We start from the raw sequence: 23,906 nt of genomic DNA, 5'->3' as shown, positions 1-23,906 counted from the left end.
GACAATCCCTTGCTTTTAGAGGTTGTGGTACCGTGCAGCAGCAGTTGCATGATGCTTTACAATCAATTACAACACCATTGCAGCAATGAAACCTGCGACAAGCAGCGGTACATTGTAATGGAGGAAGGTTGGCACGCAGGTATCCCAAATATGATCGTGCTGTCCATCCGCGTTCAAGCCGGCCGTAGGACCAAGTGTACTGTCCGAGGCAGGTGAACCAGCATCACCCAGTGCACCTGCTGTTCCGATAAGGGCAACAGTGGCTAGCGGGCTGAATCCTAGTCCGATGCACAGCGGTACGAATACAGTGGCGATAATCGGAATGGTGGAGAACGAGGAACCGATGCCAAGTGTAACAAGCAGTCCGATCGCAAGCATTAACAGCGCAGCTATTGCTCGGTTGTCGCCAACTGCCTCCACAGAAGCCCGCACAAGTGTCTCAATATGTCCCGTATCTCGCAGTACAGCGCCGAAGCCAGAGGCTGACATCATGACGAAGCCAATATAGGCCATCGACCGCATGCCGTCTGTTAGGACACGATCTGCTCTGCTCCATGGAATGACACGTGATAGGATGAGGATTGCCAATCCGACGGCTGCCCCATAGATCATAGATCCTGTGCTGAGCTGTACCGTCAGCATTGCTGCGATAGCAGCGAGTCCTGACCAAGCTGCCCACTTGTTTGTCACTCCGTCTTGACCTGGGATGGGAGAAGATCCAGGCTGCGTTGTCCCTTCTATTGTTGTATATTGACGCGGCTTGCGATAAGAGATTGCAAGTGAGACAATAAGTCCGATCACCATACCAACAGCCGGAATCAGCATGGCTCGCGGGAGCAGTGATGCATCGACTGCAAGGCCATTCTTGGTTATATTGCCTGCTACGGTGTCGTGGAAGATTGCCCCGAATCCAACAGGCAGAAGCATGTATGGTGTAATAAGACCGAATGTAAGCGCGCATGCAACGGCTCTCCGATCGATGTGCAGTGAATTGAACAGCACGAGCAGCGGTGGAATGAGCACGGGAATGAAGGCGATATGCACGGGAACGGCATTTTGCGACATGCAAGCAATGAGTGCAATGGCGGCCAACACGAGATACCGTGCAGCGGCACGAGGAGCCTTCGTGCTATCCTTTCCCTGTACTAAGCTTACCGCGCCGCGCACCAGCTTGTCCGGCAATCCTGTTTCCGTCAAGCCAGCGGCGAATGCCCCCAGCAGTGCGTAGCTTAGAGCAATTCCGGCATTGTCTTTCAGTCCTTCTCCGAAGACATCGAGTACGCGAGATATGCTAAGGCCTCCTGCTAGCCCGCCTACAACAGTAGCTGTCAGCATCGCAAGTACAACATGTACGCGAAGCATACTTAATCCGAATAATATTGCCAATGATAGTAGTACTGCATTCATCGTCTGATGCCACCTTTATTTCAACTTTACGTTTGCGTCACTATGATACCTAATTAAAACATTACCACTTTACCATAGCAACGTACAATCATTTCCTGTAACGCTCAACCTCTTTGTATTTTTAATGTACGATGTGTTCTTTACAAAAATTACTAATAATATCCGTCTTCGAACTGATGTGATCTTTGCCCGATTGCTATACACTAATAAAGTTCATGTCAAATAAGAGATAAATGAACTGCTATTTGTTATATATGGAGGGAGAGTTGTCTATGACTCATGCACAATCTGGGAATGTACAGTCGGGCGAGAACAAGTCCGTCTTTAGTTTGTTCCGCAATCGCTTTGTCCAAGCGATTATGGTTGCGGGTCTATTTATGCAAATTGGGGTATGGGTACGGAACTTTGCTGTCCTTTTGTTTGTCATGGAAATGACAAATGGAGATCCGTTCGCCGTCTCAATGGTATCCGTAGCTGAGTTTGCGCCTATTTTTATTTTTTCCTTTATCGGAGGAACATTCGCAGACCGGTGGCGTCCGAAGCGGACCATGATATGGTGTGACTTCCTAAGTGCTTTGTCTGTGTTCGCCGTGATGTGGACGATCGTCTTAGGAGATTGGCATGCCGTTTTCTTCACGACCTTTATTTCAGCTATTTTGTCTCAATTCTCGCAGCCTTCATCCATGAAGCTGTTCAAGCAGCACGTACCAGAGGAGATGCTGCAGGCCGGCATGTCGATATTCCAGACGATGGTAGCCTTGTTCATGGTTCTAGGTCCAGCAATCGGCACGACCATCTTCCAACATTATGGGATACAAGTGTCGCTTGTGATTACAGGGATTGCGTTCATTCTGTCGGCAGTAGCACTTCTGTTCCTTCCTGCTGATCATGCAGAGGACAAAGAGAAGCATAAGCAAACGAATGTGATGCAGGAACTGGCGGCAGGCTTCCGCTATGTCATGAAGAGTCGCCTATTGAAGCCGCTTGGCGGTTGTTTTGCTTTTGCTGGATTGGCAATTGGATTGATTCAACCGATGGGTGCCTTCCTTGTAACGGAACGGCTTGGGTTGCCGAAGGAGAATCTTAGTTACTTGGTGATGGTTAACGGCGGTGCAATGCTTATTGGCGGTGCGCTAGCCATGGGCATTTCGAAGAAGCTGCTTCCGCAGCACATGCTGGCTGTCGGGATGCTGATGAGCAGCGGAGGCATGCTGATGGCAGGCCTCTCTACGCAGTTGTGGCTGACGCTGGTTGCTCAGTTCATCAGTGGATTGTTCTTGCCTTGCATTCAAATTGGGATTAACACGATGATTTTGCAAAATACTGAAGGTGATTTCATCGGTCGCGTTAATGGTATTCTTAGCCCGATGTTCACGGGTGCCATGGTACTGACGATGTCATTATCAGGAGGTATTAAGCAGCTTACTTCTATTGTATTTATATATGAGGTAGCAACCGTGCTCTTCATATTGGGTATTCTCGTGATGCTTCCAATCTTGCTTACGCGCAAGCCATCACCGAATGATTCGCTTCAGCGGACGACAGGTACGGAAGGCTAATGCTGTTCAATACGAGAGATGCTGATTCTATTTGTCCGTAACAGACATACACGAATCCTGCTCGAATAGAATATCGGAACAACTGCGGCGGCCCATTGACATTGGGTACGCCGCGTGTTCATAATATAGGGATAATAGTTGCAAGACAGGTCAACAATTGATGACGAGAACGAGTACGCTATGAAGCAGTCTGAAGAGAGTCGACGGGTGGTGCGAGTCGATGGCTGACATGGCCGAATATCCTCTCCGAGATTCCCTGCTGAATGCGAACTGTGCGCCTCCTATTCTTTGGGGTTGCGGGGCACAGATGTGTGAGTAAGCAAGGACGGCAGTTCCACCGTTACCCGGATTCGCGATGAATACGCGGCCAAGCGCTGCAGCAGAGCAGGTCGATTTCTGAAGAGGAAGCGATGTTCAGCTGTAGAACAAGGGTGGTACCACGAGCTCAAACTCGTCCCTTCTTAGGGATGAGTTTTTTCTATTTGTAGAGGTTGTACTTTCATTATCACTGTGTACAAAATACGTATATTCGATCGAAAGCGAGGAACCGACAATGGAAACGACCCAAGCAGCACCTGCAGTTACTATGGAACATATCGTTCGTGCACATCACGTGCTCAAAGAAGTCATCGTTCGGACACCGCTTCAGCGTGACCCCATATTGTCCGCTAAGTATGACTGCAACGTGTACTTGAAGCGTGAGGATTTGCAGATTGTCCGCTCATTCAAGATTCGCGGCGCCTATAACATGATTCGCCACCTGACGGAGGAGGAGCTTGAGCGCGGTATCGTCTGTGCAAGCGCAGGCAACCATGCGCAGGGAGTCGCCTATTCCTGCCAAGCACTGCAAATTCAAGGCACGATCGTAATGCCGAGCACGACGCCAAGCCAGAAGGTAACGCAGGTGAAGCGTTTCGGTGGATCATATGTCAATGTCGTGCTGACTGGGGATACGTATGACGATGCGTACGAGGCAGCCATGAACATCTGTGAGGAGAAGGGCAGTACGTTCATCCATCCGTTCGATGATCCTTATATCGTGGCAGGCAACGGAACGGTAGGCATGGAGATTATGGAGTCGCTGGAAGGCGCGGCAGACTATGTGTTCGTAACGATTGGCGGTGGCGGCTTGGCGGCAGGGGTAAGCACCTATGTGAAGACCGTTAGTCCAACAACTCGCATCATCGGTGTAGAGCCAGAAGGAGCAGCGTCGATGACTGCGGCATTGGAACGCAAGGAAGTACTTACGCTGGATACGATCGATAAGTTCGTCGATGGCGCTGCGGTCAAGCGGGTTGGACAACTGCCTTATGAAATTTGCTCGAATCTGCTGGATGATGTGATTCAGGTACCGGAAGGCAAGGCCTGTACGACAATTCTTCAGTTGTATAACGAGAATGCGATTGTAGTTGAACCCGCGGGTTCCCTGCCGATTGCAGCCTTGGATCTGTACCGGGAACAGATTCGCGGTAAAAATATCGTATGTGTTATTAGCGGGGGCAACAACGATATTGATCGCATGCAGGAAATTAAAGAGCGTTCTCTCATTTATGAAGGCCTGAAATACTACTTCACGGTGAACTTCCCGCAGCGGGCAGGAGCCCTTCGTGAGTTCTTGCAGGATGTGCTCGGTCCGAACGATGATATTACGCGCTTCGAGTATAATAAGAAGCATAACAAGGATAATGGGTCTGCGCTTGTCGGCATTGAGCTGAAGTATAAGGAAGATTATGAGCCGCTCATTGAGCGGATGAACAAGAGGGGCATCCAATACATTGAGGTGAACAAAGACAAGACGCTGTTCGATCTTCTGGTGTAATCGGATAGTACTTGGATGATAGAAGTGTTCGAGGGTTCAAGTTTGCACTCGCAGTACGCGAGGAGTGGACAATCGGTGTTGAACTCGCTGGACGATACGGGTATATTTATTAACAAAGTGTGTTAGGGCAAAGAAAGGTTGATGACTGGTGGACAATCCGAATCCAAATCATAGCTCCAACTTTATACGCAACATCATTGTTGATGACTTGAAGGAAGGCCGCGTAAACGATATCGTTACACGCTTTCCGCCTGAGCCGAACGGCTACTTGCATATCGGACACGCGAAGTCGATATGCTTGAACTTTGAGCTGGCGCGTGAGTTCAAAGGCCGTGCGCATCTGCGCTTCGATGATACGAATCCGCTGAAGGAAGATACTGAATACGTCGAGTCCATTAAAAAAGATGTGGAGTGGCTCGGCTTTAAGTGGGACGGACTCTTTTTCGCGTCTGACTACTTCGAAGAGATGTACAATCGTGCAGTATTGCTGATTAACAAGGGGCTTGCGTACGTAGACGATCTGTCTGCGGATCAAATTCGCGAGACACGCGGTACGCTCACAGAGCCTGGACAGAACAGCCCGTACCGGGGGCGTTCGGTAGAAGAGAATCTTGATCTGTTTGCTCGTATGCGGGCTGGCGAATTTGGCAACGGCGAGAAGGTGCTTCGTGCCAAAATCGACATGTCGTCACCGAACATTAACTTGCGTGACCCGGTTATTTACCGTATCGCGCATGCTACTCATCACAATACAGGCGATGCATGGTGCATCTACCCGATGTATGCATTCGCACATCCGCTTGAGGATGCAATTGAAGGTGTAACGCACTCGATCTGTACGGTTGAGTTCGAGGATCAACGTCCGTTGTATGACTGGGTCGTCGAGCAAAGCGAGATGGAGAAGACACCGCATCAGTATGAATTCGGGCGCTTGAACTTGACGAATACCGTGATGAGTAAGCGCAAGCTGAAGCTGCTCGTAGACGAGAATGTTGTAGACGGTTGGGACGATCCGCGCATGCCGACTGTTTCCGGTCTTCGCCGCCGTGGATTCACACCAGAGTCGATCCGCACGTTCTGTCGCGAGATCGGGGTAACGAAGTCGAGCGGTGTTATTGATTTTAAATATTTGGAGCACTTCCTGCGGGAAGACTTGAAGCTGAAGGCGCCACGGACAATGGGCGTATTGAATCCGCTTAAGGTCGTCATTACGAACTATCCAGAAGGACAAGTAGAATGGCTGGATGCGGAAGTAAATCCGGAGAACCCGGAAATGGGCGTTCGCCAGATCCCATTCTCTCGCGAGATTTACATCGAGCAAGATGACTTCATGGAGAATCCGCCGAACAAGTACTTCCGCCTGTTCCCAGGCAATGAAGTGCGCTTGAAGCATGCTTACTTCATCAAATGCAACGACTTCGTGAAGGATGAGAACGGCAATGTAGTAGAGATCCATTGTACGTACGACCCGGAGACGAAGAGCGGAAGCGGGTTTACCGGCCGCAAAGTGAAAGGGACCCTTCACTGGGTGGATGCTACACATGCAGTTCCGGCTGAGTTCCGATTGTACGAGCCGCTCATTCTTGATGAGCAAGAGGAAGAGGACGAGTCCGCGTCCTTCTTGGAGCGCATTAACCCGAACTCCCTCGTGGTGGAGCAAGGCTTCATCGAGCCGAATATGAAGGATGTGGAGCCGCATGACAAGTTCCAATTCTTCCGTCACGGGTACTTCAATGTGGATCCGAAAAGCTCAGAACCAGGCAAGCCTGTGTTCAACTTGACGGTATCCTTGAAGAGCTCTTTCGCATTACCGAAGCAGTAAGAAATAACGGGAGTGACCTTGTGTCCCCTATAGCGCCGCATCTTGACGCGATAGACACCTGCTGGTGTGCTGTTGATCGATAGTGAAACAGTGCATCTAGCAGGCGTGAAGATGAAGGAGGTCTTTCGATGAAAGGCAAAGTCGTATTACTAACATCAGATACAATTGGTGCTGCTGAGAATGGCCTTGGGGCAACGATTCTGGAGACGTTCCTGACACTTGTGAAGCAGCAGGAACAGCTTCCAGCCGCAGTGTTCTGCATGAATCGCGGAGTGCTCGCGCTGACTTCTCAATCGCTCGCATCCTTGCAGCTTGCTGAGCTGGAGAAGCTCGGCGTGCCAGTGCTTGCTTGCAAGACATGTGCTGATCATTATGGAATTGCAGACAAGCTGGCAGCAGGACAAATCTCTGGCATGGGTACGTTCGTCGAACTAGCAGCCAGTCATGAAGTGCTGACTATTGGATAGCCGTTAGGCTTAAGTTGCATAGCAACAGCTCATTGATGGAGCTGCCCACAAGACCGGATTCTCTACGGAGGGTCCGGTCTTTGCTTTTTATGTAAGGGGCAAGGATTCTATCTAGTAATGAAATCAGATGTAAAGACAGGCAGAATGAACTTATCAAAGGGTGTGGAATAATAGATTTTCTTCATTCATACGTATAATCACGAGATTATGTATAGGATGGGGATGAGGATGTCAGTCGGAGCGCGATTTATTAAGGTGGCTGCTTTTTATTTCGTTATCGGCGTACTTGCAGGACTGATTGCAGGCGCAACGAAGCAATTTCAATATGCGTCGCTTCATGCGCATATCGGCTTGCTGGGATGGGTATCGCTCGCCATCAGCGGACTTGTATACGTGAAGTTCCCGAAGGCGGGGGATAGTTCGCTTGGCAACGTGCATTTCTGGCTGCACAACATCGGACTTCCAATTTTTCTTGTTGGATTAGCATTAGCGGTTAATGAGGTAGCGGCTGCGACGGCCTTGTTGATCGGGGGCGGAGTGATTTCAGTGCTGGCGGCTTTGGTATTTGCCCTTAATGTATGGAGTAATGTGAAATCATAAGCTGCTTGTACGTGAAAGATGATGCGTGAGATGATGTCGGAGTCCTGAGAGGGAATGGAGTAGCATCTTCATCATGTATACGGAATGAACAGGAAAGGCAGGAACAGCGCTATTAACTGCACCTCCAATCGCTAGATGGTGTCTAACAATTGGGGTGCAGTTCACTACCGATCCTGCCTTTCTGCCATTTATGCAATCGATTATCCGATCCCTATTCCTATAGACGAACTGCGGTAGATACCGATTCGGCGATAATCTCATCGGCAGTGACTTCGCGTCCTAGCGCACTGGACATATAGATGCCCTGGCTGATCAGCATCGTATTCAGTGCCAGCTCTGCGGTAGGAAGCAGCGGTACAATCCCGTTCAGCGCTGCAATCCAATGACCTTGGGAAGAATCATAAGCCCATTCATTCGGATTAAGAAGGTGTCTGCGACGATTCATCGCTTGGACGTCCACTGTTGCGTTGAGATCCATATCTGACACAGTATGATGGAAGCTGAACGGATGCTGTCCTTGGCTCGTTTGGTATGGCATGCGAAGTCCGCCCTTGGAGCCCACTATGCTGCTTCCTTCGAAGCCATCCAAGTAGATTGCCCACGCTTCGATGATATCGAGCGTCAAGCCTCCCTCGAATTTTACGAGACCGAGGCCGAGCTCTTCAACGTCGAATTTGCTAGTTTCCCGGCGTTCCTGGAGCATCTCCATCTCTTGATAGGTCTGTCCGCTAATCCGTGTTACCCGAGGCATACCAAGCAAGTAAAGCAGCTGAGAGATATGGTATACGCCCATATCGTATAGGGCGCCTCCAGAAGCGATGGATTTCTGCGTGAAGGACGGAGTGCCATAGCCGTCAACATAAGGGCGTCCACGACGGCGGAAGCCCGTTGAACGAGCGTGGTACAGCTTGCCTAGCTGCCCATCCTCAATTAGCGTCTTTGCGGCCTTCGTCTCCGCGTTATATAAGGTAGCAAGCTGGATATGCAGCTTGCGTCCGGTTGCCTTAGCAGCTTCAAGCATGGCTGCACCGTCATAATAAGAACCGGCAATCGGCTTCTCGCAATATACATGCTTGCCTGCTTCCAATGCTGCTATGGTGATTGGCGCATGGAAGTTGTTGTGCAGGCATACATCAACAGCCTCGATATCATCACGCTTCAGCAGCTCGCGGAAGTCCGTATACACATGCGGGACTTGATACTGCTCGGCTACTTTCCGAGCTTCTGCTTCATTCACATCGCACACAGCAACGATTTCTGCACCGCTGACGCGGGCGTATTCATCCAGATGATGCTTGCCGATTTGTCCGACGCCAATGATGGCAATACGTCTTGATTCCATCGTTCTCCCCCTTGGTACTCTGTTCTAAGCAGCTAGGCTGCATCTGCATACGGGAGCGCTGTTGCGGGGGCGCAGCGTAACAGGAATTACACGGATCTCTCCTTGTTAAGCGGGCAATGAAGCCAGATGTCCCTTCAGCTTCCCGATAGCCTCTTCCATAGCAGTTAGCTGTTCATGTGGCGCATTGTACTCAATTGCCCAATACCCGTCATAACCAGCGTTCTTCAATGATGCCAATCGTTCCTTGGCCTGCGGTGATTCAATCAAGCGATAATCAACATGGGTATGTCGTACCCATGGCGCAGCCTGCAGGTCGCCTTCCGCGGCATAAGCGTCTAATGTGTCCGATGACGTCATGCGAAGCGAGAAGGAATCTCCCGTAGGCTTCCATCGCCCAAGATGAAGCAGAATTCCGTAGTTCGGGTGATTTACTGCTTCAGATATGCGAACCAGCGTGTCAGGTTGCAGCGCACAGCCGGTATGATTCTCAGGCCCAACCCAGTACCCTCCCTCAGCAGCGCGCTGTGCGTACTCACGGTATCGCATCGTGATGTATTCAAATGCCTCATCGCTGAGCACATCATCTCCATGGTGAACAGCATCAATACGTACAGACTGTGCCCCCATAATTTCGGCTGCGCGCAGATGGGCAAGTGCATTCTGATGCAGTGCCTCGCGTATTTCTGGATCGGGATCCCAGATGTGGGCTCGATCAACCGCAATATTCACGAGAGCCATCTCACGCTCCATAAGTGCGTCACGAATTCGCTGCAGCATATCATCATCCACAACCTGCCATAGCGGGCGTGTCGTATCTGCAAAGAAGGCGTTCCAGAAATCAATGGACTGCAATTGGTACCGTTTATGGACAGTTGCAATATAAGCGAAAATATCCATCTTGCCCTCAACTCGCAAATTATTGAACGAAAATCCGCCAATAGATAGTTTCATGCTGTTCCTCCTTATGCGAAAGGTGATGAGCTTGCTTTCGTATCTTGGGAATAATGACCTTGAAACACGGTATTTCATCTGTGAGAAGGTATGGGAAGTGAGTTTGATTCGAGAGTAGCAGATTGTGTAAGCGTGGACAATGTGCTAAATTCGCCATAATGACACCGTTTTCATATTAAATGAATACTTGAACGCACTGTATCTTCTGAATACGGACGATTGCACATATTGAGATTGGCAGCGGGAAAATAAAAAGCCCGCAAAAGCTGCGGGCTGAAGAATGTCTCGTAGGATGACTATAGAACGCGCTTGGCACCGACATACGTGCGCTTGGACCATGAAGATGACATGCTGGTCACTACGACTTGGTATGCACTGCCTGAAGAAGCATTCAAGTATTGGTTATTGCCGATATAGACACCAACGTGAGAGATTGTGCTGCCATTGTTCGCGAAGAATACGAGATCGCCAGGTATTGGATTGCTTACGCGATATCCGACATTATACATCTCTCGGGATGTCCTTGGCAGCGATACGCCGTTCTTACGGAATATATATTGAATATATCCCGAGCAGTCGAAGCCGCTAGGCGTTGATCCACCCCATACATACGGTACGCCGAGGTAACTGCGTCCGGTGTTGATGATGCGAGAAGCTGCACTTTGTACAGAAGCGGTCGTGACAGACTTCTTTTGCGGAACGCGATCAACGCGAGGAATGCTCTTCAAATAATCGGGTGTCCACTCAAAATCCAAATCAAAAGCGTTCATCAAAAAGCGAAACGGAATATATGTATTATCTCTGTATGTCCAAGGCTTGCTACCCATGTCGATCGTCTCGCCATTCACATCGGCAGAAGCGCTGTCTGTACGAAAACGGACAGTCGTCGTACCATTCGAGAATTCAATGTTGTTCACGCTGGAGTTGACAGCGGACCAAGACAGGGAGTAACCCATTTGCTCCGCGAAGGCGCGGACTGGGACATACATATTTTGATTTTCATCAATAATGGGAATAATATCGGTAAATTGTAAGGCATTACCGTTGACGTGGATCGTGGCTTGCTTAGGCGCGTCGGCAGCAAAAGCCTTCGTACCTAGTGTGCTATCTGCAAACAGCAAGCATCCGATGACTGCGCTTGCTGCAAGAGCAGTCCGTATGGCGGTTTTCACTACATCTCCTCCTCAGCTGTTAAAAATGTAAATTGATTACTAAAAAATCGACAAAACCAGACTAACATAATTTTAAAAAAGCTGGCAATAGTCTGGAAGTATTAAAAATGACAAAAATGTAACTAAACTGTAACCGAAGTGTTAACCCTTATACAGCAAGGGATTTGAGGAATTTGAATTGAATACGAACTGTGAAAAAATAATAATGGAAATGTAAGTAGATGTTATTTCTGTTGCAATTTATTCGATATTCGACTGAAAACAGGCGCAGCAAACTCAGGCCTGGCGCGGAGAACGCTGTAATAGTGAAATAGAACAGAGGAGAGGTGACAGTCTTGCAAGTCCATGTAAAAGAAATGAAACCACATGAATGGATAGGGAGTTGCGGCAACGATCAAATCATGATCAGGAAACAGGCAGAACCGTCTGGTACTACCTCATTAAATAGGCCCTTCGACCTATGGATGATGAGCTTAGCATTCGCGGTTGCGGAATCGATTCGCAGTTATGCAACGGAGAAAGCATGGGATTTACAGTCCCTTCAAGTCGATGCGGTGGATGAAGTGAGTGATCAGGGCAAGCTCCTGTACGTTACATTTCACATAACAGCAGCTGGACTTCAGAAGGAAGAACGCGACGAAGTATTCAGTGCAGTGCGGACTACTTGTACACTGCTAAGACTGGTGAACAAAGAAATTGAAATGTATTTTGCTGATCGGCTTGCGAACGAATGAATGAAGCCGCAATAAAACCCAGCACCCTCTATAGGATGCTGGGTTTCTTCATACACCCTCAATTGGAATATATTAATAATTCTAAAAGATATCGTTTGTGTCTTATATATGTAATCATAGAGGTAGGGCGAAGATCCATCTCATGCAACAATAGATTCACACTTTGAGTTATGTTCAATATATTGATTATGATATTATAAAGCTTGAAGACACGCAGCTGAATAGGGTGATTATCCTTAGCTGTGAATGTGAAGTATAGGAAAAAGAAAGCGGTACCGAACCGCTACCGTGCTCGTGTGCCGGCAAGGGATGGAGGTATAGGCCTTGTTGAAACCGTTTCACCAGATGTATCAGAAGCACTTTAAGAAGAAATTATTCAATAAATTAATTGCGATATATTCACTCATTGCAGTTGCTTCCTTAGTGACGGTATCTGTGTTTGCCTATGAGTTCTTTGCGCGTAAGGATGTCAGCAACGCACTCATGGAGCAGCAGCGCACGGTAGATACCATTAACCGATACATTGATCAGAAGAATGATCTAGCCCAGGCGATCGTCCAGCAGGTGTATCAGGATAATCTGCTCATCCAGGATACCGTCTACTTGCTGAATGAGGGATATGAACAATATATCCGCTATCGCTTGGATGCCTACAGCTCGAGCAATATGTTCTATGTGCGCAAGATGCAGGAATTCTTCATGCTCCAGTTCTGGAAGGATCCCGATTTGCAAAATATTAATCTCATCAGCCCTACGAAGCAGTTCGCTTATATGTATACAAGTGATGGAGTGAAGGGCGGGCTCTATGACTGGAGCCAAGATCCGCAGATGAATACGCAGTGGAAGATGAATCGCTATGGTGAACGCGTCTCTTCTTATACGAATCAGAGTAAAAAGGAAGAAACTTCAGCCGATATACAAGATATACCTTTACTGCGCCACTCGGATCGCTTGGTCGATATGCTTGACCAAGATGGATCCAAGCGATTAGAGAAGCAGGCTCAGGCTTCTATTCCTACAAAGACCAATGTGATTAAGTCAGAGTCGGAGAAGCTGCCGCTTATCAGCTTCACGAATCGAGTGAGCAGTCCAGAATCTTTGCTGACAGCAGGACACATTACGATTGATTTCAATGCGAACGGAATTGGGCGTCAGATTGGGTATTCCCTTCGAGGTGAGCAATGGATTGTACTGGATCAAAAAGGTGAGATCATCTATCCGGCTTCCCAATCACAGGGGACGTCGACATGGGCCGATGTTGAGGAACTGTCCAAGCTCGAGCGCAATAAGCCGCAGTCGATTCAGGTAGATGGGAAGTCCTCCTATGTAACGGTCTCTCAGACGAATAAGCTGGGGCTGTATGTTGTAGGCGCATTGCCGGAGGCAGCCATTACCGATCATTTGTCTGGACTGAAGAATACGATTGGCATTGTGACGATACTCTGTATATTTGCCGTTCTGATGGTGACCTATTTATCGGTACTCCATTTATCCCGCCGTACGCAGACGATTGTGATGGCGATGAAGAAAGTGCAGGAAGGCAATTTGAACGCAAGGTTGCCCGTTACGCGTGAAGATGAGCTCGGTCTCATCGCGGGTAGTTTCAATCAGATGTGTGAGGATTTGAAGCAGTACATTAATAAGGTGTATAAGTCCGAATTGAAGCAGAAACACGCGGAACTGATAGCGCTGCAGGCGCAAATTAAGCCGCACTTCCTATATAACACGTTAGAGGTTATCCGGATGCGGGCAGTATCCAAGGGCGCTCATGATGTCGGGGAAATGATCTACAGCCTGGCAGCGATGTTCCGTCATATGGTCAAGGACAAGACGATCATTACCGTGAACGAAGAGATTGAGAACTGCCGCCGATACTTGGAGCTGACCCGAATACGATATCGAGACAAGCTGCAATTCACCATTCATATGGATGAGCGGCTTGGCGGCTATAATACGATGAAGCTGTCGGTTCAGCCACTCATCGAGAATTATCTCGTACATGGCATTGTCTTGGATCGGAAGGATAATCATATCCGCATTGAGGTTACGCAGCACCAGGGAGATCTGATCATTCGGGTGAGCGATAATGGCAAGGGGATTGAACCAGAACGGCTGCAGGAGATTCAGAATGATCTGGAGCAGCCGCAAATCCAGGATCACGGTTCGCTTGGTCTGAAGAATGTGCAGGAGCGCCTCCGCATTCTGTATGGAAATGAATATGGATTGACGATAGACAGTACCTTGCATGTAGGTACGACGGCAACCGTTCGGGTGCCGCTGCAATAATAGCGTGGTGAACACTTCTAGTACCACTTCATAATGGAAAGCAGACAAACTTTCGTGTGACTAGGGTTGGGGGGGATATAGATGTACGATGTATTCTTAGTCGATGATGAGCCGTTTATTATTGAAGGATTGCAATCTATATTAGAGTGGAATGATTACGGTCTCCGTATTGTTGGGCAAGCGGAGAATGGAGAGGCCGCCTGGGACATTCTGAAAGATCACCCTGTCGATTTGGTTGTGACTGATATTATGATGCCGAAGATGACAGGCTTGCAGTTGATTGAGAAGGTTAAGCAGGCGCATCCGCATACACGTTTTATTATTTTGAGCGGGTACAATGAATTCGTCTACGTGAAGGAAGGCATTAAGCACGGGGTTGAGAACTACTTGTTGAAGCCAATCAACATTGATGAATTCCGCTCTACGCTGGAGAATACAGTTCAGAAGCTGGATCAATCCCGCATGCATCATATGGTGGAGCTGCACAATCGGGACATCCTGCGCGACAACGTGCTGTTCCGCTGGCTGCGTGACCGCATTCATATGGAGGAGCTGCAGCAGCGTGCGGATCTGTTGGATATTCATTTCGTGCATCCTTATTATATGGTCGTTCTTGTTCGTCCTGAGGTTCGGAAGGACAATGAAATGGACTATATGAAGCAGGATGAGGTTGCTTCTCAGGCGAAGCATCTGTTGGATGAGAAGTTCGGTGGATTTTGCGTGCGCGAGTGGGACGGAGAAACGGCGATTGTTCTTGGCTTATATAATCGTGAGGACAAGCAGGAAGCGATAGAGAAGCTGGTGCAATGGAAGGCAGAGACGGAGCAGAATCTGCAATCGGTGCTGGAAGTCACTGTCGGCAGCGTGCAGGAGGGGTATGCCAAAGCCTCTGTCAGCTTCGATCATGCGAAGCAGGTGCAGCCATACCATCTCGTTCGAGTAGATGACAGTATTATAGATTGTGATGAAATTGAGAGTTATCGATCCTCGCGTCCTTCTTCGGTACAGCCGGAGACGGAACCTTACGTGAAGTTGCTCTATGCACGAAATAAGGAAGGGCTGCGCGAACAGCTTGAAGCAGATTTCGAGCGTTTGTCGGATACGGACGGTGTCACGCCGCGCGACATGCGGAACTTCGCTGTAGAACTGCTCATCGCATGGAAACAATCTGTGAAGGGGTCAGCGGTGCTGCAATTGAATGATGAACGCGATTGGTTCGATGACGTGTATCATATTCAGACGCTTGATGCCTTGAAGGATCATGTTCTACAAGTGGCGGCACATGTGATTGAATTGATGAGTGAACCGGAGGACATGAGTCCTGTCGTCAGACAGGTGCTGCATGATATCCAAGAGCGCTACGCGGAAGAACTTTCACTTAAGACACTCAGCCAAGTGTATAATATTAACCCTGTATATCTGGGGCAGTTATTCCAGAAGGAAGTCCAGTCGACGTTCTCTGATTTTTTGAATAAGACACGGATTAACAAGGCGAAGGAAATGCTGACAGGAACAAATTATCGGATGACGGATATTGCAGCCAAGGTTGGATACTGGGATAAAAGCTACTTCTACAAGCAGTTCAAAAAGTATGTTGGCATTTCTCCAAAAGAGTATCGAGAGATCCATAGTGCAGCGAATGAATTGGCATAATAACCAGCATTGGAAAGGGCATCCATGGCGAAGTGACGCTGTGTAAGCCCTTTCTTTATTTTGTACACCAAATCTAAAGTTTATTGACTATTGGAAGCGCATCAGTTGAGTTACCCTATAAGTACAACATAGCAACGGGGGATGATGGGATGCAATTCATCAAAAATGCCTTTCGGAGCTTAAACCGCAATCGAATCTTTCTGCTAATGGTTCTTCCGGGAGCCTTGTGGTTTTTGTTCTTCTCCTACCTGCCGATGTTCGGAACTGTGATCGCTTTCAAGGACTATCGTTTCAGCCGAGACGGCTTCCTTGCCAGCTTGCAGCAAAGCGAATGGGTAGGTTTTAAAAATTTTGAATACCTTTTCAAAACGAATGATGCTTATGTCATCACAAGAAACACGATACTATACAACGTAGTTTTCATCGTTATCGGTCTTGTATGTGCCGTAGCAATGGCAATCATCTTGAGCGAAATTGTGAATAAACGGTTGGCAAAATTGTATCAAACCGGGATGTTCCTGCCTCACTTCTTGTCTTGGGTTATCGTCGGTTACTTTACATTCAGCTTCTTGAGTGTAGATAAAGGGGTAATGAACCAATTCCTTACTTGGATGGGCAAAGACCCTGTATCCTGGTACTCCGATACGACGTATTGGCCTTACATTCTCGTCTTCCTGAATATTTGGAAGGGTGTCGGTTACTCCAGTGTCGTATACTTGGCAGCCATTGTTGGTATCGACAAGACGTATTATGAAGCAGCGATGATTGACGGCGCGAACAAGTGGCAGCAAATTCGCCACATTACGCTTCCAGCGATTACACCGCTCATTACGATTTTAACGCTACTCGCCGTGGGACGTATCTTCTATGCAGACTTCGGTTTGTTCTATCAAATTCCGCGTGACTCCGGTCCATTGTATGCGGTAACGAACGTAATCGATACTTACGTATATCGCGGTTTGAAGGCGACAGGGGAAATTTCAATGAGTACGGCAGCTGGCTTGTATCAATCATTAGTCGGATTCATTCTTGTCATGACCTCGAACTGGATCGTTCGAAAATTCAACAAAGACAATGCGTTGTTCTAGGCTAGGGGGGAATGACTTTGCGTAAGACTAAACATCGCGACGTTCATGAGTTGTCCAGAGGTACGAACCTTTTGTTCAATATTATTGCTGGTGGATTCGCTCTCTTGTGTGTATACCCATTCCTTTTCGTTATCGTCATCTCGTTAACGGATGAAGAATCATTGGCACGTAAGGGATATACACTGTTTCCTGAAAAATGGAGCTTCTCGGCTTATGAGTACATTTTCAAAGCTGGGGATCAGTTGCTCAATTCCTACGGTATTACGATATTTATTACGTTAATTGGTACGTTGATTAGCTTGGTGGTTATCAGCTTGTATGCTTATGCGATATCTCGCAAAAACTTCGAGTACCGGGGATTCTTCTCCTTCATCGCATTCTTTACGATGCTGTTCAACGGTGGTCTCGTACCAACGTACATGGTCATAACGCAAGTGTTGGGGTTGAAGGATTCGATCTGGGCGCTTATCTTGCCGCTCATCATGAACGCGTTCTACGTACTCATCATGCGTACGTTCTATAATACGACGGTACCAGACGCGATTATCGAATCTGCTAAAATTGATGGTGCTGGTGAATTGCGGGCATTCATTACGATTGTACTTCCAATCTCATTACCAGGGATCGCCACAATCGGCTTGTTCGCGACACTTGGCTTCTGGAACGACTGGTTTAACGCTTTGCTCTATATCGACAATCCATCGCTCGTACCATTGCAGTCCATGTTGATGCGTATCGAGAACAGTATGCAGTTCTTGCTGTCGAACGCACAGTTGAACTCTTCCGGTCAATCGCTCGAAATGCTGCGGACATTGCCGCAGGAAGCAACTCGGATGGCGCTTGTCGTACTGGCAACATTGCCAATCGCATGTGCGTATCCATTCTTCCAACGCTACTTCGTTCAAGGCTTGACAATTGGTGCGGTAAAAGAATAACTCTTTACCCTATGGTTATTCCCGGATGGCGGCGATGATCATTGCCGCCTCTGGAAATAATATAAACATTCAGCGTGGTACAAAAAGGGGAGGTAACAAAATGGCTAAGGCAAAAAAAATGCTGATGATGACATTCTGCCTCATCATGGTCGCATCTTTGGTTCTCGCAGGTTGCGGAAATAAAAAAGATGAAGCGGCTGGCACAGCAGGAGACAAAAAAGACGAAAAGCCAGTAGAACTGATCTGGTACACGATCGGTACTCCGCAAAAAGACGTTGACAAGGTAATGGAGAAAGTCAGCGAGTACACGAAAGAAAAAATCGGCGCTACAATCAAAATGAAAATGTTCGACTGGGGCGATTACAACCAAAAGATGCAGGTAATCGCCGCTTCTGGGGAACCTTTTGATATCGCTTTCACGTCCTCATGGGCATTTGATTATGTACAGAACGCTAAAAAAGGCGCGTTCTATGAACTGGATGAGCTGTTAGACAAATACGGTCAAGATATTAAAAAGAACGTTCATCCATCCTTCTTGGAAGGTGCTAAAATCGAAGGTAAAACATACGCGATTCCTGTAAATAAAGAGCTTCCAGCTCAAAAAGTATTCCGCTTCAACAAGAAATATGTTGATAAGTACAACATCGACATCAACTCCATCAAGACTTTGGACGATTTGGAGCCAGTTCTTGCAAAAGTAAAAGCAGGCGAGCCTGGATTGTATCCAGTGTCTGCTGACAAGCAATTCAAGTTCGGTGTTCCTTACGACTTGGTTAACGAAAACTTGCCAATCGGTGTAGCATTGACGGATACGAACGACTTGAAACTCGTCAACGTTCTGGAACAACCAGACATGATGAAGAGCTTCGAGACGATGCATGAATACTACAAAAAAGGTTACGTAAAGAAAGACGCGGCTACAGCACAAAACGGCGATGAAATGAAAACGGGCAAATGGTTCGTTGACATGCCGGACACTCAACCGTTCGCAGACAACCAATGGTCACAAACGCTCGGCTATCCAGTTGTATCTACTCCTTACACAGAGCCTTATGTTTACAACTGGTCTGTAATGGGTTCGATGCACGGTATTTCCGCGAACTCCAAGTACCCAGAGAAAGCAATGGAATTCTTGAACTTGCTCAACTCTGACAAGTACTTGCGCAACCTGGTGAACAACGGTATCGAAGACGTTCACTACAAACGTATTGACGATAGCACAGTGGAATACTTGCCTGCTAAGACAGAAGGTTACGATATGCCAGCATTTACACTTGGTAACTTCTTCATCTTGGATAAGTTGCCTTCTGACCCTAAAGACAAATGGGAACAATTCGCGAAATTCAACGATTCCGCGAAAAATGCGCCGCTTCTCGGCTTCCACTTCAACGCTGACAGCGTGAAAACTGAGATTACGGCTTTGACAAACGTAAAAGAAGAGTTCTATGCATCTCTGTATACAGGTTCTGTAGACCCTAAAGTTTACGTTCCTAAAGCAGTAGAGAAGTTCAAGCAAGCTGGCTTGGACAAAGTAATGGCTGAAATGCAAAAACAATTGGATGAGTGGAAAGCATCCAAGAAGTAATCAATACCGGGGCATGATTGAATTTCGCCCAGCAGCAGATTTGACAACTAGAGCATGGCGACAACAACGTGCAGAGCGAAATGAATAGCCCTTTGTATCCAATCAGGTGGAGCGCTTCGCTTCACCTGATTGTGTACTATTTTGGACAAATAATTGGTTGTTTTTTCACATCCTAATCATTACAATATAATTGATATATTAATTATCTTATTTGCTATAATACAAATAATTCACTTGCGTTGTGATCATAAGTGAAAAGGAGAGAGCCGACATGGAACGTCTACCACAAGCCGTGCTTCGCGTGATGGAAGAAGCAAAGACGAAATTGGCCTATAACCCGAAATTGATGGAGCAGTTCCTGAACTGCTTCCCGAATACGCTGCAAACAACAACTAAGCTGCATGAAGACGGTACATCCTACGTCTTTACTGGAGATATTCCAGCCATGTGGCTGCGCGATTCCAGCGCTCAGGTACGCCAATACATGCCGCTTGCGAAGGACGATGCGGATGTGCGACGCGTCATTGCCGGATTAGTACGCAAGCAGCTGAAATATATTCAAATCGACCCTTATGCAAATGCATTTAATGAACAAGAAGTAGCACTGGATGAAATTCATCACCGTGACCAAACGAAGCTGAACGGCTGGGTATGGGAACGCAAGTATGAGATTGACTCCCTCTGCTATCCGCTTCAATTGTCCTATTTGTATTGGAAAGAGACAGGGGACACTTCCCTATTTGACGGTGAATATAAGACGGTTGCCCATATCATCATGGATCTGTGGACGACGGAACAGCGTCACTTTGCGCAATCGCCATACCGCTTCGAGCGGATGGATTGCCGCAAGACAGATACGCTCAAGAACAATGGCATGGGTATGCCGGTCAACTATACAGGCATGACATGGTCTGCATTCCGTCCAAGTGACGATGCGTGCACATTTGGCTATTTGGTTCCTTCCAACATGTTCGCGGTTGTTGTGCTGCGGTACTTGGAAGAAATCGCAACAACGGTTTATGAAGATGCGCCGTTTGCCGCGAAGGCTCGCGCACTGATGGAAGAAATCGACGAAGGCATTCAAGCGTACGGCATCTTCCACCACCCGAAATACGGCAAAATCTATGCTTATGAAACAGATGGCTTCGGCAACTATAACCTGATGGACGATGCGAACGTGCCTAGCTTGCTCGCGATTCCGTACCTTGGTTATACAACGGCAGACGATCCAATCTATCAAAATACACGCCGCTTCATTCTGAGTGAAGAGAATCCTTACTTCTACTCCGGTAAAGCAGCGAAGGGTATCGGCAGCCCGCATACGCCGGATCAATACATTTGGCATATTGCCTTGTCGATGCAAGGCTTGACAGCAAACTCGCAGGAAGAGATTGCTTCCCTGATCGAGCTACTCACAACGACAGATGCAGGCACAGGTTACATGCATGAAGGCTTCCATGTGGATGATCCTGCACAGTTCACACGTGAATGGTTCGCTTGGTCGAACAGCTTGTTCTCAGAACTGATTTTCCGCGAACATTGGCTTAAAGGGGAATAAGCAATAAGCAAGCCAATCGCTCATGCAGCAAAGTCAGATCATTAGGAATACTGGCACCTCTATCACACACATCATGGAAGAGAGGGAAACAACATGACAAAAAAGACAGCCCATATCATTTCTCATACACACTGGGATCGCGAATGGTATATGCCTTACGAGTATCATCACACTTTATTGATTGAATTGATGGATACGCTCCTTGATACACTCGATAACGATCCAGGCTTCAAGAGCTTCCATCTGGACGGACAAACGATCATGTTGGAAGACTACTTGCAGGTTCGCCCTGAAATGAAGGAGAAGCTGACGAAGTACATTCAAGAAGGCCGCATTCATATCGGCCCTTGGTACATCCTGCAGGATGAGTTCTTGACAAGCAGCGAGGCGAATGTGCGCAATATGCAAATCGGTCATCGCGATGCGAAGCAGTATGGCGGCAACATTTCCAAGGTTGGCTACTTCCCGGATTCATTCGGTAATATGGGCCAAGCGCCGCAGATTTTGAAGCAATCCGGCATTGATGTGGCTGTATTCGGCCGCGGTGTTAAGCCAACTGGATTCAACAACCAAGTATCGGAAGATGCAGCATATGAATCGCCGTTCTCCGAGATGATCTGGGAATCCCCAGACGGCTCGCGCGTCATCGGCATTTTGTTCGCGAACTGGTACTGTAACGGAATGGAAGTACCTGTTGATGAGCCGCAGGCAGTCGCTTATTGGGACAAGCAAATTCCGAATGCGGAGAAATTCGCATCTACACGCCACTTGTTGTTCATGAACGGGTGTGACCACCAGCCGATTCAAACGGATCTGTCCAAAGCGATTGAAGTGGCGAAGAAGCTGTTCCCGGATGTGGACTTCGTTCATTCCAACTTCAACGATTATGTAGATGAGCTTCGCAAGGAGCTGCCTGAGAACCTGCAGACAGTACACGGCGAATTGCGCAGCCAACGTACAGACGGCTGGTATACGCTCGTTAATACAGCGTCCTCCCGTGTGTACTTGAAGCAAATGAACGCAGAGAACCAGACGCTGCTTGAGAAGGTAGCAGAGCCGCTTGCGGCAATTGCGCACCAAGCAGGCAAGCCATACCCACACCACCTGTTCGTGTATGCGTGGAAGACATTGATGCAGAACCATCCGCATGATAGCATTTGCGGCTGCAGCGTGGACGAAGTGCACCGTGAAATGGTGACACGCTTCGAGAAGTCGAAGCATACAACAGAGACAATTATTAATGAGACGGTAGACAGCCTGCTGAAGCAGATTGATACATCCGTATATAGCGGCAAGCAAGCTGTGCCATTTACCGTATTCAACTCGACAGGATACAATCGCGACGGCGTAGTGGAAGTGACAATCGAATTGTCTCGCCGCTACTTCCGCGAAGCTCATCCGATGAAGCTGGCAGCGGAAATGAAGAAGGATCCAATCGTGCCAGGCGCAGTTGTCGACGCAGACGGCAATGTGTTGGATTGCGAATGGGAAGATGCGGGCGTAGTCTTCGGCTATGACTTGCCGAAGGATAAGTTCCGTCAGCCATATATGGCGCGTGCAGTGAAGGTGCGCTTGCAAGTACAAGACATCCCTGCATTCGGTTATAAGACGCTTGCCTGGGTGACAGGTGCATCGAAGGAGCAAGGGGCTAGCCTTGTGACAGGCGAGTTCACACTTGAAAATGATCGCTTAAAGGCAGTCGTTGCGGAAGATGGTTCGCTTACATTGACAGACAAGTCGACTGGCCATACGCATGCTGGCCTGAACGTATATGAAGATGCAGGCGACATCGGGAACGAGTACATGTTCCGCATGCCTGCAGGCTCCAAGCCGCTTACGACGGCAGGGCTGAAGGCAGAGCGCAAGGTTGTAGAAAATACGCCATACCGTGCGGTAATCGAAGTGGCGCATAACTGGAGCATTCCAGTATCCGCTGACGATAAATTGGAAGAAGAGCGCCGCGACATTGTGGACTTCAACCTTCGCAAGGCACAGCGCTCGACTGAATTGGTTACATTCCGCATCATCACTCGCTATACGCTCGATCGCGGTGCCAAGCGCGTTGATGTTCATGTAACGATGGACAACAAGTCCAAGGATCACCGCGTAAGAGCGTTGTTCCCAAGCGGCTTTGAGTCCGAAACACACTTGGCGGAATCGATCTTCGAAGCGGCACGCCGCAACAACATTCCAGCGAAGGAATGGGAGAACCCAAGCAACGATCAGCATCAGCACACATTTGTCAGCGTAAGCGACGGCAAGCTGGGCTTGACGGTTGCGAACAAGGGCTTGTTCGAATACGAAGTATCGCAAGACAACAAGAACACGATTGCAGTTACGCTGCTTCGCTCTTCCGGCGAGCTTGGCGACTGGGGCTACTTCCCGACACCAGAAGCGCAGTGCATCGGCGTTCATACGGCTGAATATGCAATCATCCCGCATGCTGGCGACGTAGTTGCTTCTGGCGCTTACGCGGAAGCACATTCGTTCCAAGTGCCTTGGGTTGTACGCCAAGTAGAAGTGCAGGAAGGCAAGTTCCCAGTGAACCATGCATTCCTGGCATGGAACGGCGAAGGCGTAGCGTTCTCCTCCTTGAAGATGGCAGAAGAGACAGGCGACATGGTCGGCCGTTGGTTCAACTTCAAGCATGAAGAAGCTGCTCTGAACGTATCGCTTCCAGAAGCTGCGAAAGGCTTCTACCGCAGCAACATCATGGAAGAAGTTCAAGAGAACATTGCTTCCACGAATAACCTTGAAGTAAGTGTTGCGTTGAGCAGTGCTGAGATCTTCTCGCTCGGTATCCAAAAATAATACGTATGATCATAGGAAAGACGCTTGCGAAGACTCGCAAGCGTCTTTTTTGTTGTCAGATGAGCTTGCACAGCAATTCATATTTATTTTGCGAACAGGGAAATAACCCCTTTACAA

Annotated in this window: 17 protein-coding genes and 1 other annotated feature; of the genes, 13 read left to right on the top strand and 4 right to left on the bottom strand. The window is 48.1% G+C overall.

Features of this window, described 5'->3' with window-relative positions; translation table 11 throughout:
- Positions 1-66: 66 nt before the first annotated feature.
- A complete protein-coding gene (locus tag PBN151_RS11960) occupies positions 67-1,407 on the bottom strand; it encodes a Na+/H+ antiporter family protein (protein ID WP_072729104.1) in 1,341 nt (446 codons plus the stop codon).
- A 272-nt stretch (positions 1,408-1,679) separates the two neighbouring features.
- Between PBN151_RS11960 and PBN151_RS11955 the strand changes: the two genes are divergently transcribed.
- The 5 genes from PBN151_RS11955 (at position 1,680) to PBN151_RS11935 (ending at position 7,674) form a co-directional block, all read left to right on the top strand.
- Complete coding sequence (locus PBN151_RS11955) at positions 1,680-2,966, top strand: MFS transporter (protein WP_072729103.1); 1,287 nt, start codon at positions 1,680-1,682, stop codon at positions 2,964-2,966.
- 151 nt (positions 2,967-3,117) lie between these two features.
- Positions 3,118-3,428, top strand: a binding site (T-box leader).
- A gap of 91 nt (positions 3,429-3,519) precedes the next feature.
- Entirely contained in the window at positions 3,520-4,785 is a 1,266-nt protein-coding gene (gene ilvA, locus PBN151_RS11950; protein ID WP_072729102.1) for a threonine ammonia-lyase IlvA, read from the top strand.
- Between the two features lie 148 nt (positions 4,786-4,933).
- Positions 4,934-6,607 carry a glutamine--tRNA ligase/YqeY domain fusion protein gene (locus PBN151_RS11945; RefSeq protein ID WP_072729101.1) on the top strand — a complete coding sequence of 558 codons (1,674 nt, stop codon included), beginning with the start codon at positions 4,934-4,936 and terminating at the stop codon, positions 6,605-6,607.
- Between the two features lie 128 nt (positions 6,608-6,735).
- On the top strand, positions 6,736-7,074 hold the full coding sequence (locus PBN151_RS11940) for a DsrE family protein (protein WP_021257232.1): 339 nt from the start codon (positions 6,736-6,738) through the stop codon (positions 7,072-7,074).
- A gap of 228 nt (positions 7,075-7,302) precedes the next feature.
- Entirely contained in the window at positions 7,303-7,674 is a 372-nt protein-coding gene (locus PBN151_RS11935; RefSeq protein WP_072729100.1) for a cytochrome-c oxidase, read from the top strand.
- A gap of 217 nt (positions 7,675-7,891) precedes the next feature.
- Here PBN151_RS11935 and PBN151_RS11930 read toward each other — a convergent pair whose 3' ends face one another.
- The 3 genes from PBN151_RS11930 to PBN151_RS11920 all read right to left on the bottom strand — a co-directional run bounded on the left by PBN151_RS11930 (position 7,892) and on the right by PBN151_RS11920 (position 11,139).
- Complete coding sequence (locus PBN151_RS11930) at positions 7,892-9,016, bottom strand: Gfo/Idh/MocA family protein (RefSeq protein WP_072729099.1); 1,125 nt, start codon at positions 9,014-9,016, stop codon at positions 7,892-7,894.
- A gap of 105 nt (positions 9,017-9,121) precedes the next feature.
- A complete protein-coding gene (locus tag PBN151_RS11925) occupies positions 9,122-9,967 on the bottom strand; it encodes a sugar phosphate isomerase/epimerase family protein (RefSeq protein ID WP_072729098.1) in 846 nt (281 codons plus the stop codon).
- A 296-nt stretch (positions 9,968-10,263) separates the two neighbouring features.
- Positions 10,264-11,139: a C40 family peptidase gene (locus tag PBN151_RS11920; protein ID WP_072729097.1), complete on the bottom strand. Its 876-nt coding sequence runs from the start codon at positions 11,137-11,139 to the stop codon at positions 10,264-10,266.
- Positions 11,140-11,540: 401 nt separating this feature from the next.
- Between PBN151_RS11920 and PBN151_RS11915 the strand changes: the two genes are divergently transcribed.
- From PBN151_RS11915 to PBN151_RS11880, 8 genes are all read left to right on the top strand, one after another.
- Complete coding sequence (locus PBN151_RS11915; RefSeq protein ID WP_175560693.1) at positions 11,541-11,873, top strand: OsmC family protein; 333 nt, start codon at positions 11,541-11,543, stop codon at positions 11,871-11,873.
- 324 nt (positions 11,874-12,197) lie between these two features.
- On the top strand, positions 12,198-14,159 hold the full coding sequence (locus tag PBN151_RS11910) for a sensor histidine kinase (protein WP_072729095.1): 1,962 nt from the start codon (positions 12,198-12,200) through the stop codon (positions 14,157-14,159).
- 81 nt (positions 14,160-14,240) lie between these two features.
- Positions 14,241-15,812, top strand: coding sequence for a response regulator transcription factor (locus PBN151_RS11905; RefSeq protein WP_021257225.1), 1,572 nt, complete (start codon positions 14,241-14,243; stop codon positions 15,810-15,812).
- Between the two features lie 149 nt (positions 15,813-15,961).
- Positions 15,962-16,900, top strand: a complete 939-nt coding sequence (locus PBN151_RS11900; protein ID WP_065293760.1) for an ABC transporter permease — start codon at positions 15,962-15,964, stop codon at positions 16,898-16,900.
- Between the two features lie 11 nt (positions 16,901-16,911).
- Positions 16,912-17,835, top strand: a complete 924-nt coding sequence (locus tag PBN151_RS11895) for a carbohydrate ABC transporter permease (RefSeq protein WP_028533372.1) — start codon at positions 16,912-16,914, stop codon at positions 17,833-17,835.
- Positions 17,836-17,935: 100 nt separating this feature from the next.
- Positions 17,936-19,420, top strand: coding sequence for an ABC transporter substrate-binding protein (locus tag PBN151_RS11890; RefSeq protein WP_072729094.1), 1,485 nt, complete (start codon positions 17,936-17,938; stop codon positions 19,418-19,420).
- A 271-nt stretch (positions 19,421-19,691) separates the two neighbouring features.
- Entirely contained in the window at positions 19,692-20,978 is a 1,287-nt protein-coding gene (locus tag PBN151_RS11885) for a glycoside hydrolase family 125 protein (protein ID WP_021257221.1), read from the top strand.
- Between the two features lie 93 nt (positions 20,979-21,071).
- Positions 21,072-23,789: an alpha-mannosidase gene (locus PBN151_RS11880; protein WP_072729093.1), complete on the top strand. Its 2,718-nt coding sequence runs from the start codon at positions 21,072-21,074 to the stop codon at positions 23,787-23,789.
- The last annotated feature ends 117 nt before the right edge of the window (positions 23,790-23,906 follow it).

This window comes from Paenibacillus sp. NAIST15-1 (assembly GCF_001894745.1).
Classification (GTDB): Bacteria; Bacillota; Bacilli; order Paenibacillales; family Paenibacillaceae; genus Paenibacillus_B; species Paenibacillus_B suaedae.
This window is presented reverse-complemented; position numbering and strand designations above follow the sequence as displayed.

Excerpts from the sequence above, each read along its gene's own strand:
- PBN151_RS11895 (WP_028533372.1), top strand. The coding sequence starts at position 16,912 with ATGACTTTGCGTAAGACTAAACATCGCGACGTTCATGAGTTGTCCAGA.
- ilvA (WP_072729102.1), top strand. The coding sequence starts at position 3,520 with ATGGAAACGACCCAAGCAGCACCTGCAGTTACTATGGAACATATCGTT.
- PBN151_RS11915 (WP_175560693.1), top strand. The coding sequence starts at position 11,541 with ATGATCAGGAAACAGGCAGAACCGTCTGGTACTACCTCATTAAATAGG.
- PBN151_RS11925 (WP_072729098.1), bottom strand. The coding sequence starts at position 9,967 with ATGAAACTATCTATTGGCGGATTTTCGTTCAATAATTTGCGAGTTGAG.
- PBN151_RS11960 (WP_072729104.1), bottom strand. The coding sequence starts at position 1,407 with ATGAATGCAGTACTACTATCATTGGCAATATTATTCGGATTAAGTATG.
- PBN151_RS11930 (WP_072729099.1), bottom strand. The coding sequence starts at position 9,016 with ATGGAATCAAGACGTATTGCCATCATTGGCGTCGGACAAATCGGCAAG.
- PBN151_RS11880 (WP_072729093.1), top strand. The coding sequence starts at position 21,072 with ATGACAAAAAAGACAGCCCATATCATTTCTCATACACACTGGGATCGC.
- PBN151_RS11900 (WP_065293760.1), top strand. The coding sequence starts at position 15,962 with ATGCAATTCATCAAAAATGCCTTTCGGAGCTTAAACCGCAATCGAATC.
- PBN151_RS11955 (WP_072729103.1), top strand. The coding sequence starts at position 1,680 with ATGACTCATGCACAATCTGGGAATGTACAGTCGGGCGAGAACAAGTCC.
- PBN151_RS11940 (WP_021257232.1), top strand. The coding sequence starts at position 6,736 with ATGAAAGGCAAAGTCGTATTACTAACATCAGATACAATTGGTGCTGCT.
- PBN151_RS11905 (WP_021257225.1), top strand. The coding sequence starts at position 14,241 with ATGTACGATGTATTCTTAGTCGATGATGAGCCGTTTATTATTGAAGGA.
- PBN151_RS11935 (WP_072729100.1), top strand. The coding sequence starts at position 7,303 with ATGTCAGTCGGAGCGCGATTTATTAAGGTGGCTGCTTTTTATTTCGTT.
- PBN151_RS11890 (WP_072729094.1), top strand. The coding sequence starts at position 17,936 with ATGGCTAAGGCAAAAAAAATGCTGATGATGACATTCTGCCTCATCATG.
- PBN151_RS11885 (WP_021257221.1), top strand. The coding sequence starts at position 19,692 with ATGGAACGTCTACCACAAGCCGTGCTTCGCGTGATGGAAGAAGCAAAG.